The sequence below is a fragment of the Ruegeria sp. BHSC276 genome, from assembly GCF_059612945.1.
In genome coordinates, this window is record NZ_JBXWRP010000001.1 from 1 (window position 1) to 12,882 (window position 12,882).

The 12,882-nt window shown below is 57.2% G+C and carries 13 protein-coding genes and 1 pseudogene; 4 read left to right on the forward strand and 10 right to left on the reverse strand.

Features of this window, described 5'->3' with window-relative positions; all coding sequences use genetic code 11:
• Positions 1 to 112: 112 nt before the first annotated feature.
• From AC2FMD_RS00005 to AC2FMD_RS00045, 9 genes and pseudogenes are all read right to left on the reverse strand, one after another.
• A pseudogene (locus AC2FMD_RS00005) lies at positions 113 to 247 on the reverse strand (LacI family DNA-binding transcriptional regulator); the annotation flags it as partial.
• Positions 247 to 1,014: an SDR family NAD(P)-dependent oxidoreductase gene (locus AC2FMD_RS00010; RefSeq protein WP_496794523.1), complete on the reverse strand. Its 768-nt coding sequence runs from the start codon at positions 1,012 to 1,014 to the stop codon at positions 247 to 249. The gene AC2FMD_RS00010 and the pseudogene AC2FMD_RS00005, both read right to left, overlap by 1 nt.
• Before the next feature lies 1 nt (position 1,015).
• Entirely contained in the window at positions 1,016 to 2,065 is a 1,050-nt protein-coding gene (locus tag AC2FMD_RS00015) for an ester cyclase (RefSeq protein ID WP_496794524.1), read from the reverse strand.
• A gap of 94 nt (positions 2,066 to 2,159) precedes the next feature.
• The gene (gene hisD / locus AC2FMD_RS00020) at positions 2,160 to 3,500 is read right to left on the reverse strand and encodes a histidinol dehydrogenase (protein ID WP_496794525.1); all 1,341 of its coding nucleotides are present in this window, start codon (positions 3,498 to 3,500) and stop codon (positions 2,160 to 2,162) included.
• 11 nt (positions 3,501 to 3,511) lie between these two features.
• A complete protein-coding gene (locus AC2FMD_RS00025; RefSeq protein ID WP_496742754.1) occupies positions 3,512 to 4,042 on the reverse strand; it encodes an ester cyclase in 531 nt (176 codons plus the stop codon).
• Positions 4,043 to 4,177: 135 nt separating this feature from the next.
• Entirely contained in the window at positions 4,178 to 5,059 is an 882-nt protein-coding gene (locus tag AC2FMD_RS00030; protein WP_170525366.1) for a carbohydrate ABC transporter permease, read from the reverse strand.
• Between the two features lie 9 nt (positions 5,060 to 5,068).
• Positions 5,069 to 6,100 carry a carbohydrate ABC transporter permease gene (locus AC2FMD_RS00035; protein ID WP_170815427.1) on the reverse strand — a complete coding sequence of 344 codons (1,032 nt, stop codon included), beginning with the start codon at positions 6,098 to 6,100 and terminating at the stop codon, positions 5,069 to 5,071.
• Between the two features lie 70 nt (positions 6,101 to 6,170).
• Positions 6,171 to 7,415, reverse strand: a complete 1,245-nt coding sequence (locus AC2FMD_RS00040; RefSeq protein WP_170525362.1) for an ABC transporter substrate-binding protein — start codon at positions 7,413 to 7,415, stop codon at positions 6,171 to 6,173.
• A gap of 100 nt (positions 7,416 to 7,515) precedes the next feature.
• Positions 7,516 to 8,562 carry an ABC transporter ATP-binding protein gene (locus AC2FMD_RS00045; RefSeq protein WP_496742794.1) on the reverse strand — a complete coding sequence of 349 codons (1,047 nt, stop codon included), beginning with the start codon at positions 8,560 to 8,562 and terminating at the stop codon, positions 7,516 to 7,518.
• A 114-nt stretch (positions 8,563 to 8,676) separates the two neighbouring features.
• Between AC2FMD_RS00045 and AC2FMD_RS00050 the strand changes: the two genes are divergently transcribed.
• The 4 genes from AC2FMD_RS00050 (at position 8,677) to AC2FMD_RS00065 (ending at position 12,102) form a co-directional block, all read left to right on the forward strand.
• On the forward strand, positions 8,677 to 9,576 hold the full coding sequence (locus tag AC2FMD_RS00050) for a LysR family transcriptional regulator (RefSeq protein WP_496794526.1): 900 nt from the start codon (positions 8,677 to 8,679) through the stop codon (positions 9,574 to 9,576).
• A 170-nt stretch (positions 9,577 to 9,746) separates the two neighbouring features.
• Positions 9,747 to 10,748, forward strand: a complete 1,002-nt coding sequence (locus tag AC2FMD_RS00055; protein WP_496794527.1) for an ester cyclase — start codon at positions 9,747 to 9,749, stop codon at positions 10,746 to 10,748.
• On the forward strand, positions 10,745 to 11,635 hold the full coding sequence (locus AC2FMD_RS00060; protein ID WP_496794528.1) for an amidohydrolase family protein: 891 nt from the start codon (positions 10,745 to 10,747) through the stop codon (positions 11,633 to 11,635). The genes AC2FMD_RS00055 and AC2FMD_RS00060 overlap by 4 nt, the downstream gene beginning before the upstream one ends.
• A gap of 74 nt (positions 11,636 to 11,709) precedes the next feature.
• Positions 11,710 to 12,102: a thioesterase family protein gene (locus AC2FMD_RS00065; protein WP_496794529.1), complete on the forward strand. Its 393-nt coding sequence runs from the start codon at positions 11,710 to 11,712 to the stop codon at positions 12,100 to 12,102.
• A gap of 267 nt (positions 12,103 to 12,369) precedes the next feature.
• Here the strand turns inward: AC2FMD_RS00065 and AC2FMD_RS00070 are convergent, their stop codons facing one another.
• Complete coding sequence (locus AC2FMD_RS00070) at positions 12,370 to 12,768, reverse strand: RidA family protein (protein ID WP_496742759.1); 399 nt, start codon at positions 12,766 to 12,768, stop codon at positions 12,370 to 12,372.
• Positions 12,769 to 12,882 lie beyond the last annotated feature (114 nt).

Sequence of the window (12,882 nt, forward strand, 5' to 3'; positions counted from 1 at the left end):
AGGGATGATTTCTGGACTGGTTTTGAAATAGCGAAACGGCGATCGTTGGGTCATGGTGCGACGCTACAAAACCGCCCTTCCCGCCTCAAGGCAGTTTGCTTTGACAGTGCCCTTTCGCGGCTTTGCGCACTTTTTCGATGGTCTTGGCAGAGGCCGAGGCACCGGGCGTGAACACCCGGCTGACCGCCGACTGGCTTACACCAGCAAGGCGGGCAACTTCTGCCGATGTGACTTTCTGCGCAACCATCAATCTGCCGTCCAACCTCCATCGACCATCAGGGCCGTGCCAGTCACCAGATTTGATGCATCCGAAGCCAGATAGACCACTGCCCCCATGATGTCCTCAATCTCTCCAGGACGGCCCAGCTTGATCTTGTCCAGAATCCAGGCGCGTTTGTCCGGGTCGTCGAAGGTGGATCTGGTCAGCTCGGTCAGAATGAAGGTGGGGCAGATGGTGTTGATGCGGATCTTAGCCGATCCGAACTCCAGCGCCATCGCCTTGGTGAACCCTTCGACCGCGAATTTCGACGCGCAATAAACGGCGCGTTCTCGTCCGCCAACGTGGCCCATCTGGCTGGATATGTTGATCAGCGAGCCGGGGCGACCGGCTTCCAGCAAGCCTTTTGCAACGGCTTGGGTCAGGAAATAGGCGCCTTTGACATTTACCCCCATGACTGCATCGAAATCATCGGGCTGTGTGTCCACGGCCTTGCCGTGACGGGCAAGCCCGGCCGAGTTCAGCAGAATATCGAACGGCCCGTTCTGCGCCACGGCCTCAGCAGTTGCCGCCACGTCCGAAACATCCAGTTCCAGAATCTCGGCAGACCACCCCTGCGCCGACATATCCTGCGCAATATCCTGCAGTGCGCCAGTACGGCGCGCCGCCAAAGTGACCTCAGCACCGTGTTCCGCCAGCGCCACGGCACAGGCCATGCCGATGCCCGACGAGGCTCCGGCGACCAGTGCGCGCTTGCCGCTCAGGTCGAAACTGGGGGTGCTGGGGAATTGGGGCATATCAGACCTCGCCAACCGGGAACGGAATCGTGCCCTGAACGCGAACCTTGTTGAACTCGCGCAGGCGGGCAAAGACATCTACGCCCAGTTGGCGGTAGGCATCCAGCAGGTCGACCATGACCCAGTTCTCGCGGATCAGACCATTTTCCAGCCGCCAGAAATCCAGCGATCTCATGGTGATCTTCTTGCCCGACGGCGCAATGCCCATCCAGCCGTCATGGGTGACGGTCTGGATCATGTTCGGCCACCCGGTGACGGCGGCATAGTCGCCGTCGCCAAAGAAATGGTAGGTGATATCTTCGATGTATTTACCGCGGTCAGGCATGCCGTTCAGGAAAGGTATCTGGTGCCAGTTGCGGAACCCTGCGATCCCACGCCCGGTGCCGATCCCGGCGGGGCCGTACCAGTTCATGCGCGGATGCCAGAACCGCTCCATCTCCATCACTTCAGGCCCACCCTGGCTGGGGTGTTTCTTCAGGTGGTTCAGCATCTCGACGATATGATTGCACGAGGCCTGAGATTTCGCCTCATCCCACGGTCCGGGCACGATGCCGTCCAGAGTCGCCGGGCCGGGAATGCAGAATTCCAGCCCCAGCGACGGGGCCATCGGCCAGGCCTTAGCCTGCATCATCACTTCGGGGATGTCCCAAAGCGTCTGGATCTCGACAACCTTGCCATTTTCGAAGCGGTAAAACTCGTGGAACCGCATATGGGTCAGATGCCCAGTCGGCGGGATGTCCAGCCAGGGGGCGACGAAGGTACCAACGTAGTGGCCGCCGCAGCCGACCCAGTCGTTGCCATGCTCGGTCGGCCCGCCCATGACGATCCAGTCGCGGCGTTCCAGATCCGGCATGGATGTCAGCAGCGGCGCATAACAGGTGTCGTAGAGTTCCTGCGGCCCGGTCAGGTCGCCGAACGGATGCGGCATGTGGATGACGGCGTCAGTCGCAATCACCGCCTGCAGCGCGGCGCGGACGCCGGCCTCGTCAAAGTTGTACATGGCCTCGCGCAAGGGTGCGATCAGGGCCTTATGGGTAGAATGTGTGTCCATTGCGAAATCTCGCATTGTGTTATCTGCTTCTCATTCAAAATCCGTGACGCCCGGGCGAACCCGGGCGCAATTTTCGTGACGGTCTGCCCTGCGTCTACGAGGACGCGTCCGCAGCCTCGCGATAAGGCGCGCCTTCGCCGTAGGGCACGTTGATGCCGCCAAAGCGCCGGACGCGGATGTTGCATTGCTCGGCATGGCCGACAAAGCCTTCCAGCATGCACAGGCGCGAGCCGTATTCGCCGATCAGCGTCGTCGCCTCGTCGGTGACGACTTTCTGGTAGCTGTGCGTTTTCATGAACTTGCCGACCCAGAGCCCGCCGGTATAGCGCCCGGCCTTTTTGGTCGGCAGCGTGTGGTTAGTACCGATCACTTTGTCGCCGTTGGCCACGTTGGTGCGCGGACCCAGGAACAGCGCCCCGTAGCAGGTCATGTTGTCCAGGAACCAGTCGTCGCGGTCGGTCATGACCTGAACGTGCTCGGAGGCGATGTCATCCGCAACCTGCAACATCTCGTCATAGGTGTCGCAGACGATGATCTCGCCGTATTCATCCCAGCTGACCTTGGCGGTGCCCGCGGTGGGCAGGATGCCCAGGATACGGTCGATCTCGCTCAGCGTGTCTTCGGCCAGCTTGCGCGAGTTGGTGACCAGAACGCAGGGGCTGTTATAGCCATGCTCGGCCTGACCCAGCAGGTCGGTGGCGCAAAGCTCGGCATCGGCTGCGGTTTCATCGGCGATCACCATGGTCTCGGTCGGGCCGGCGAACAGGTCGATGCCGACGCGGCCGAACAGTTGGCGCTTGGCTTCGGCCACAAAGGCGTTGCCGGGGCCGACCAGCATGTGAACCGGATCGATGGTCTCGGTCCCGATCGCCATGGCGCCGATGGCCTGAATGCCGCCCATGACATAGATCTCATGCGCGCCGCCCAGATGCATCGCCGCGATCACGGCCGCGTTCGGTTTGCCCTGAAACGGTGGGGTGCAGGCGATGATGCGCGGCACACCGGCCACCTTGGCGGTCGCCACGGACATATGCGCCGAGGCCACCATCGGGAACTTGCCACCGGGCACATAGCAGCCAACCGACTGCACCGGAATGTTCTTGTGACCCAGGATCACGCCGGGCATCGTTTCGACCTCGATATCCAGCATCGAGTCGCGCTGCGCCTGCGCAAAGTTCATCACCTGCTTCTGAGCAAACTTGATGTCGGCCAGTTCGCGCTCGGACAGCGAAGCGATCAGCTCGTCGATCTGTTCCTGGCTCAGGCGGAAGCTTTCCGGCGAGTAATTGTCGAACTTCTCCGACAGTTCGCGCACTGCCGTGTCGCCACGGGTTTCGATGTCTTTCAGCGTCGCTTCAACGACGGCGCGGGTTTTGGCATCGTCCTCGGCCCGGTCGGCCTCGGGTTTGCCGCGTTTCAGATATTCGATAGCCATTGTCCTAATCCTCAGTTGTCGGGCCGGGGCGGAGTCTTTTCTCCCCGGTCGAATGTTTCCCAGCCTTCGCCGTTAAATAGGTCCACGCCCAGTTGAGCGGCGACATGGGCGAAATCGACATTCACCCAGTTGTCGACAATCTTGCCGTCGACGACTTTCCAGAAATCCATATAGCGGATCTCGACCCGCTTGCCGGTGGGCGCGATGCCCAGGAATTCACCGGAATGGGTTGCCTCTTGCCGGCCAAAGGCCGCAGCCCATTCGCTCATGTAAAGCCGGGCCTCGTCGATGCAGGTCTTGTCGGAAAACGCAGCCTGGAATGGGCGCTGCCAGTTTTCCTGAAATTCTTTGAGCCCGGTCTTGGTGCCGCAGCCCTGGTTGCCCATCCAACGGAACCCTGCCGCGAAGAACCTGCCAATGTCGTCAATGCGGTGGTCGTTCAGCCCATCGACCATCCCTTCGATCACCGCGCGGGTCTGGTCGGTTTTGCTCATGTCCGTGTCGCGTGTTAGCGCGGCCTGTTCGGGGCGGGAACCCTTCATGTCTCTATTCCTTTTCCGGTTGCCAAGAGTTTTTCTGTGTGGACGGGGAGGGTTAATCGGCCGTCAGAAAATCCCTTGGCATCCGGTTGAGCGCCGGGTGGCGCCCAACTGCGTTATGTCTTGCAGATGCACTCATCAGCCCTTGACCGCCCCTGCCGTCAGACCGCTGACGATCTGGCGCTGGAAGAACAGGATCAGGACAAACAGTGGTGCGGTGGCCGAAACCACGGCCGCGACCGCGTACATGACCTTGCCTTCAACCTGGGTGGTGCCCATAAAGCTGTTGATGGCGGGAATGATGGTCTCGTTCTCTTCACTCAGAAGCATCACGGCCACGGTAAAGTCGTTGTAGGCCAGCAGGAAACTGAACAGACCGGTGGTAATCACGCCGGGCCACATGACCGGGACGATTACATGCCGGAAGGCCTGGAACCGGGTGCAGCCATCGACCATGGCACTTTCGTCCATGTCCTTGGGGATGTTCTTGAAGAACGAGTGAAGCATCCACAGGGTAAAGGGTTGATTGATAGCCACAAGCACGATGATGGTTGTCGGCAGGATGCCCCAAACATTCCATTCAAAGAACCACAGCAAATAGCCCGAGACCAGTGTCATATGCGGCATAGCGCGGAACACAAGTGCGGCCATCAGGATCCAGAAGGCATAGCGGAAACCGGACCGCGCCAAGGCATACCCCCCGAGCGTTCCGAAGGTCAGCGAGATGAGCACAGTGAAGAAAACCACGATGCCGGTGTTCTTGAAGTTGAACCAGAAATCTTCCAGAACCCATGCCCCGTGATAGCCGGCACCGGTAAAGGCACTGCCGGTTTGCTCAATCGTGTTGGCACCGGTCAGGGCGTTCATCCAGTCGGCCTTGGACAAGAAGTCGGCCTGTACCTTGAAGCTGCCCCAGAAGGTCCAGAAGAACGGGAAGGCGGCAATTATCAGCCAGAGGGCCACGAAGCCGTAAGAGAACAGCTTTAGCGGGGTCATGCGGGATTGTGCTTTGGTCGCCATGTCGTGTCCTCAGTGAGATTTACGGGTGAAGTCGCGCCAGGTGCGAACAAGCACCGGTGACATCAGGATCAACGCAAGGATGATGGTAATCAGCGAGGTTGCACCTGCTGACGCATAGAGCGGATTGCCACTTTCGCGCAGGTCGTTGAAGATGATCCAGCTTAGCGACTGTGCATGGGCTTCGGCCTTGAAGCTGACGATCGGCTCAAAAACCCGGAAGTTGTCCATGATCAGCATGAGCGTCACAAACGAAACCAGCGGCATCAGGTGTGGAACGATCACGTGGATCAAGCGCTGCCACTTCGTCGCGCCATCGATCTGTGCCGCTTCCATCGTATCATCTGGGACGGTTTGCAGACCTGCGTAGAAGGTGATGAAACTGAACGGCAGGGTATGCCACACGCCGTAGACCATCAGCATTGTCCATGTCAACGCCGTCGACGCCTTCAGGCTCAGAGACGGGTCATTGAATATGCGCTGAATGGTGGCGCCGATAACACCGTCGCCATCGACCATCCAGAACAGGATCAACGAGCCAACCAGCGGCGTAACGAGAAACGGCAGAAGCGAAATGAAAATCGCAACTCCTTTGAGCGCACGCGGCAGGTTGTTGACACCTACAGCAATTGCCAACCCAAGGGCCAAAACCAGCGGCGTGACAATAAAGGTGTACGCCAATGTAAATGTCAGGGCGCTGTAGAATGGCAGGTTGTACACCTTAGCCCAGAAATCACCGAAACTGTCAGAATTCGCCCACGCTTCTCCGATCTCTGCAAATGCCAGGTGCGAACGGTTGGTGTATGTGCCCAGACCATTGAACCGGCCTAGCGGTTGTTCTTCCTGCAGCTTGGCAGTGGCCTCGGTATCGACCGACGTGGTTGGCGTGCATCCAAATGGACCACAGCTTTCGGAAACCACCAGAACCTGCTCGTGTTCGACGAAAAGCGATTGAACAAAGACAGAGACGATCGGCAGCGCAATGAATAAGATCATTGCGGAAAGCGTCGGCAGAATGAACCAGAAAAAGGTGCGGTGCTTCATAGCGTGCGTCCCAGTCTAAAGTCCGGAAAAAGATGAGGGGGCCAAGTAAGCCCCCTCCAGTCGGGGAGTGTTATTCGAGGAAGCCGGCTTCTTTGGCCGAGGTCCGGTAGGCGGATTCGACATCCGCCAGCGCCTGTTCAGCGCTCTCGTCACCCTTCAGGAAATCCGTCAGTTCCGAGCCGAGCGCCGCATGCAGCAGACCCATTTGCGGAATCATCGGGTAGGGCTTGGCACCTCCCTGTACGGTTGCCGCAACACCCGCCGCCGCCGGTCCGGGCTTGAACCCTTCAAGCAGCCAGACTGCATCATCGTTGTTCGCAGCCACCATTTCCGGGTTCAGGGCACTGATCAGCGCAGCAAAGGTTGCTTCGGCTTCTTCGTCCGACACGTTGGATGCGATGGTGATACCGTCCCACCACAGCGTGGCTGCAGGGATCGATCCGCCACCTACTGTTGGCGCAGCAGACAGAACCGTGTTCGAGGTCACTTCTTCGGTAGACCCTTCGTCATCCAGAATCGGTGCACCACGCGAACCCCACATGACAGCCAGAGCCGCCTGGCCGGATTCCCACAGGCCCTGCGTTTCGTTCGACGCGTGGGTCAAGTGGTCAGGGTGGGCGTATTCCACCAGGGCCTTCATAGTTTCCAGCGCGGCCACACCCTTTTCGTTATTGATCGAAGGTTCAGCAGAACCAGGCTCAAAGAACTCACCGCCATGACCCAGATAGATCATGTTGAATACTTCTCCCACGTTCCAACCGGTCTGGAGGTTCATCGCGATCGGATGCTCCATGATACCGGCGGCGCGGATTTTCTCGGCGGCTTCGATAACTTCTTCATAAGTCGCCGGAATGCCGTCTACACCGGCCTGTTCCAGGATATCCTTGCGCGAGAACAGGTGCTGCGAGTTGGCCATGAAGGCCACGGCCATAACGTTGCCATCAATGGTGATCAGCAGGTTCGGCGGGATGCTGTCCTTGTATTTCTCAACCAGATCGTTCAGCGGGCGCACCAGACCGTCGTTCATCAGCTGGGTCAGCGTCGAGTTGGCTAGGATCACCGATGTATATTCCGACGGGTTCGGTGTCAGAGCGGCGTTCATGATTGAGCGCGCTTCGGTGGTGTGGTTGGTGTTGAATTCAGCTGCAGCCCCACCGCAATTGGCTTCGGCGGCTCCCGCAACTGCGTGGATTGCCGGGAAGTCGCTGGCGAGAATTCGAATGGATTGACCTTCCGGCCCGCAGTCGGCGGCGTAGGCTGCCGAACCCATCAGGCCCACAAGGGCGGTTGCTGTAGCGATTTTTCTAAGGAACATTTCTGTCTCCCTGTTTTTCTGAGTTTTTTGAGTGCGTGGCCCGTTCACGCATGAGTTTCTAACGCCGGGGTTTGTCCCCGATCATAAAGCGGGGCTGTGTTCAGATCCGGGCACCGGTCTTGCCGTCAAACAGATGGCAGATTTCAGCTGGAACCGAGATTGAAACCATGTCGTCGATCTCTGCTCGGAAATTCTTGTCCGCTTTCACCGATACCAGGGCACCACCGACGCGAACCGAAATCATTGTGGCGTCGCCCAGCAATTCCTGCGTGTAGATAGGAGCGTTGATCTGCCCCTGCCCTTCCACGGCAAGATCGGCATCTTCGGCACGGAAACCCAATGTCATCGCACCATCCGGTGCGCTCAGACCAGAGATTTCGACGTTCTTAGCCGTGAAAACACCGTTCCGAACCTCACCTTCCATCAGGTTCATGGCCGGGTTGCCGATAAAGCTGGCCACAAAGGTGTTAGCCGGGGTGTCGTAAATCTCGGTCGGGCTGCCAACCTGCTGCACAACACCACTCTTCATTACCACCACACGGTCGGCCAGCGTCATCGCCTCAATCTGGTCGTGCGTCACGTAGATCGTGGTCACCGCCAGTTCATGGCTGAGGTTCTTGATCTGCGCACGGGTCGACAAGCGCAGCTTTGCGTCGAGGTTCGACAGCGGCTCATCCATTAGGAATACATTCGGTTCCCGCACGATGGCACGGGCCAACGCAACACGTTGGCGCTGACCGCCCGACAATTCTGCGGGCTTGCGGTGCAGGAAGTCGTCCAGTTCGACCATAGCCGATGCGCGTCGCACTTTTTCGTCATGCGTGGCGGGGTCGATGCCGCGAACCTTCAACGGGAACCGGATGTTCTCGTAAACGTTCATGTTCGGATACAGAGCGTAAGATTGGAATACCATCGCGACGTCACGATCCTTGGGCTCCATGTCGTTGACACGGGCGCCGTCGATCAGGATGTCACCCTCACTGGCATCTTCCAGACCCGCGATCATACGCATCGTCGTGGTTTTGCCGCAGCCTGATGGACCAAGTAGAACCAGAAACTCTTTGTCGGAAATCGTCAGGTCGAAATTGTCGACCCCAACAAACGAACCCCAACGCTTTCCAACGTTGCGAAGTTGAATCTCGGCCATTGAGTCCCTCCCTGATGGGTCGCCGTGCATACGTATGCAAAGAGACTAGACGAAGGCCGATATTCAGTATAATGAAATCGTTCTATGGTAGATATAAACAAAATTAATTTAAGATTGATCGATACAACGGTGCTGTTGATCTTCCTCAGCCTTATGCGGCATCGCAAAGCAACAGAGGTTGCACGCGAGATGGGATTGACCCAACCGGCTGTCAGCCATGCCTTGAAACGACTTCGCATGCTCTATGAGGATCCGCTTTTTCTGCGCCGCGCGCACGGGCTCGAACCGACATCGCTGGCGCATGAATTGGAACCCAAAATTCGCAGGATTGTACGGCTGCTTTCAGAAACGCTCGAAGACCCGGAAAAATTCGACCCACTTTCCACTGCGACCGACCTTAGGATCGGCGCGTTCGATTACGAACTGACGAGTGTGATACCAAAACTTGTTGCCGAAATGCGCAACCTCAGCCCAAACATTGATGTACAGGCCTATCCATTCGTCTATAGCGAGGCGCTCGACGCTCTTGTGCATGGACAGATCGACCTCGCCATTGGATACTTTGATATTCCACAAAAAAGCGAGGCGTCTTTTGTTGTCGAGGACCTCTATACAGAGCACTACGTTCTGGCTGGTCGCCGCGACCACCCTCTGTTGACTGCAAACCCGACACTCGATGACATGGCGCAAGTGGACCACCTGCTTGTGTCGCCCCACGGTCTGATCAGAAACAGGGTGGACGAAGCGTTGCGAATTCGAGGCTACAAAAGAAATATTCGCACGGTCGTTCCCTCGCTTTTTTCGGCGCTCTCGATCATCGAAAGATCGGATCTTGTCGTAACGCTGCCCGAGCATGTCGCCCAAACCAATGGACAACGTTTCGATATCGTCCACAGACCATTGCCGATTGAGGTCGGCGGTTTTCAACTGCAAGCTGTTCGACACGCACGCAATGCCAACAGTCCGCTCCACTTTTGGCTGCTCGAAAACTTGCGCCGGGTTGCGTCCCTTTAGGTGTTCGGGACTGCGACCAGAACAGCCCTATCCTACCGCCTGAACATGCGTGGTTCGACTGTACCTGAATTCACAAGTGCGTGGCCTTCGTCTGCGAATGTACTGGACATGAAAGGTTTGGATCGACCAGTACACATGCTGCAAACAGGCGAAAAACTCGGGAAACAGCTGTGAGCTTTCAGGAAGAAAAACAAGTCGTTCGAGACCTTTATACTATACTGGACGGTACTTCTCCGGATCGAATCAGATCGATACTTTCCGAAGTAATGACACCCGATGCGCTGTGGCGCGGGTTCCATCCGTTTGGCGAATTGACCGGACCGGACGCACTGGCTGAAAAATTCTGGACGCCGCTGCGCCTGTCACTGACACGGATGCAACGGCGGCAGGACGTCTTCTTTGCAGGGCGCAACGAGTTGGACGGGTTCACAGGCACCTGGGTAGTATCGATGGGTCACTTAATGGGCCTCTTTGATCGGCCCTGGCTGGGCATCGCGCCTACCGGAAAGATGACTTTTCTGCGGTATTGCGAGTTCAACAAGGTCGAAAATGGCCGCATCGTGGAAACCGCGATGTATTTCGACATTCCGCACCTGATGATGCAGGCAGGGCTCAACCCCTTCCCGCCGCAAACAGCGGCGCATCTGGTACAGCCCGGCCCGCTGACCCACAACGGATTGCTATACGATGATGCACCTGAGGCTGAGGGTCAGGCCACGCTTGCCGCCATAAATGCCATGATCGGCGATTTGGGTACCTGGCAGTCGGGTCTTTCGATCGAAGATGAACTCACACAAACCTGGCATGACGACATGATCTGGTGGGGCCCCGCAGGGATCGGTGCAACCTACACGATCGAACGCTACGCTAAACAGCATTCTGGCCCATTCCGCGCATCCTTCACGGACCGTTCAAAGACCAAACACATTTGCCGCATGGCTGAGGGTCATTATGGCGGCTTTTTCGGCTGGCCGAATTTCACCGCCCGCCCGACGGGTGGATTTATGGGCATGCCGGCCACCGACAAGGCCGGTGAATTCCGGGTGATCGACATCTATCGACGCGAGGGCGACAAGCTGGCCGAAAACTGGATCTTCATCGACCTGCTGCATTTCTGGAAGCAACAAGGCGTCGATATTCTGGGACGCATGGCGAAAGTACCACGGACATGACCGGCTGGATCGACGCGCATCACCACCTTTGGGACCTTACAACGGTACACTACCCTTGGCTGATGGCCCGTGGGGTGGAAAGGTTCTTTGGCGACCCGACGCAGATTCAGCGAGACTATATGCTGAGCGAGTTCCGATCCGAATCCGCACCCTGCGGCGTCGTTGCTTCGGTCCATATCCAGGTGGGGGCCGAAAGTGGTCTGGACGAAGCCCGGTGGGTCCAAAGCGTTGCCGATGCCAATCCAGACTGGCCGATGGCGCAGGTTGTGTTCTGCGACCTGACCTCGACCGACCTGCCCAATCAGCTTGACACGTTTCAGGACCTTCCAACTGTGCGTGGCGTGCGCCAGATCGTTGGCCGGGCACCCGGAGAGGACGTGCAGACAGGTACCAATCTTTTGCTGGACGATCCGCGATTTCTGGTCGGACTGCAGGAGGCCGGACGGCGCGGTCTCAGATTTGATCTGCAGCTCATTCCTGAGTTGTTGGAGAAAACGGCAGGGGTATTGGCGCAGGCTCCGGATACAAAAATTGCCCTGTGTCACGCAGGCTCACCGCATGACCGCAGCCCGGCGGGCCTGAACGACTGGGCTCAGAGACTGTGCGCGATGTCCAATCTACCGCATGTCTCGTGCAAGCTCTCCGGTCTAGGCATGTTCGATCACAAATGGACGCCAGACAGTATTCGCCCGATCATCGAAGTCTGTCTTGAACAATTCGGACCCAAGAGGGTCATGTTTGGCTCAAACTTCCCGGTCGACAAGCTCTACGGCGATTACGCCTCTCTGATGCAGGCTTACCTTGATCTGGTGCCAACTGAGGCGCATTCGGCAGTGTTCCGTCAGACCGCAGCACGTTTCTATGATCTTGAGGTGCCACAAGATTGATGTTCACGTTTGAAACCACAGTGAATCCTGAATGGATCGACTACAACGGCCATATGTAAGACGCCTGTTACGGGTTGGTATTCAGCCACGCCGTCGATGCGATGCAGGATGAGGTCGGATTCGATGCAGAGTATCGCGCGCGCACCGGGTGCACGATTTACCTGCTTGAAGACCACAAATATTATCTGAAGGAAGTGAAGGAAGCCGACCATCTTCGCATTGAAACGCGAGTTTTGAATTGTGATGAAAAGCGCTTTCACTTGCATATGGAAATGCTCAGAGACGGTGATCTCGCGGCGGTCGTTGAATTCATAGAGCTTCACGTCCGGCAAAAGCCAAGCCCTCATGCGGCACCGATACCGGATGAGATTCTGCAGCGTTTGCAGACAGCGACGCTGCCGTCTGGCGATGCGGCAGAACTAAAGCACCGTTCACGTTCGATGACGATCGCACGCAACTCACGCTAAACTTGATACCAACACAAGTGATTGAATAACCCTCCTCCACCGGAATGGTCAGAAACGTAAGAACCACGCGGCGAACAAGCGACAGTCCCGGGCGAGACCCCGTGGAATATGCACGGAACGAGGACAGCCACATAAGGCGATGCCAACTTGATTACGTGTAAGCAGCCAAGCGGAAGCCTGCCTGAAGAAAGGCGTCTGAAGTCGCCAAGACAGTATCTTCAGACTGACGTTGCTTTGCGTCTGGCAGGGCAAGTCCGCAAGCAAGTATTACTTTGCGGCCATGACCTCCACTTCGACTTTGAACTCTTCGCGCGTGAACCCTGAAACGATCACCAAGGTTGAGCTTGGAACCCGCCCGGTTCCGGCCAGAAATTCGTCCCGTGCACGCATGTAATCAGCCATATGTTCGCGGCTGGTTACGTAAGCTGAAATATGGGCGACGTCGGAGGGCTCCATCTTTCCATCGCGCAGAATTTCGCGGATGCTTTCGAAACAAATCACGGCCTGTTCATAGCAACTTTCGGGGATCGAATCATCGGCCCGTATGCCGAGCTGACCAGAGGTGACAACCAATCGTTTGCCAGCCGGTATCTCGGTGCCATGGACGTAATTGCCAAATGGCGGTCGAATAGAGGTTGGTGTTAAGGTTCTCATTTTGTTGCTCAATTTTCGATCACACAAAAGGCTTGCAAGATAGCTATGAGTTTGCAAGCCTTAAGAAACTCTCTGGCACAGATCAATATCAGGGCCACGCAAACCAATTCTCTGAAGGAGGGAGAA

Coding starts and splice junctions, on each gene's coding strand:
- AC2FMD_RS00010 (WP_496794523.1), bottom strand. CDS start 1,014: ATGCCCCAATTCCCCAGCACCCCCAGTTTCGACCTGAGCGGCAAGCGC.
- AC2FMD_RS00015 (WP_496794524.1), bottom strand. CDS start 2,065: ATGGACACACATTCTACCCATAAGGCCCTGATCGCACCCTTGCGCGAG.
- hisD (WP_496794525.1), bottom strand. CDS start 3,500: ATGGCTATCGAATATCTGAAACGCGGCAAACCCGAGGCCGACCGGGCC.
- AC2FMD_RS00025 (WP_496742754.1), bottom strand. CDS start 4,042: ATGAAGGGTTCCCGCCCCGAACAGGCCGCGCTAACACGCGACACGGAC.
- AC2FMD_RS00030 (WP_170525366.1), bottom strand. CDS start 5,059: ATGGCGACCAAAGCACAATCCCGCATGACCCCGCTAAAGCTGTTCTCT.
- AC2FMD_RS00035 (WP_170815427.1), bottom strand. CDS start 6,100: ATGAAGCACCGCACCTTTTTCTGGTTCATTCTGCCGACGCTTTCCGCA.
- AC2FMD_RS00040 (WP_170525362.1), bottom strand. CDS start 7,415: ATGTTCCTTAGAAAAATCGCTACAGCAACCGCCCTTGTGGGCCTGATG.
- AC2FMD_RS00045 (WP_496742794.1), bottom strand. CDS start 8,562: ATGGCCGAGATTCAACTTCGCAACGTTGGAAAGCGTTGGGGTTCGTTT.
- AC2FMD_RS00060 (WP_496794528.1), top strand. CDS start 10,745: ATGACCGGCTGGATCGACGCGCATCACCACCTTTGGGACCTTACAACG.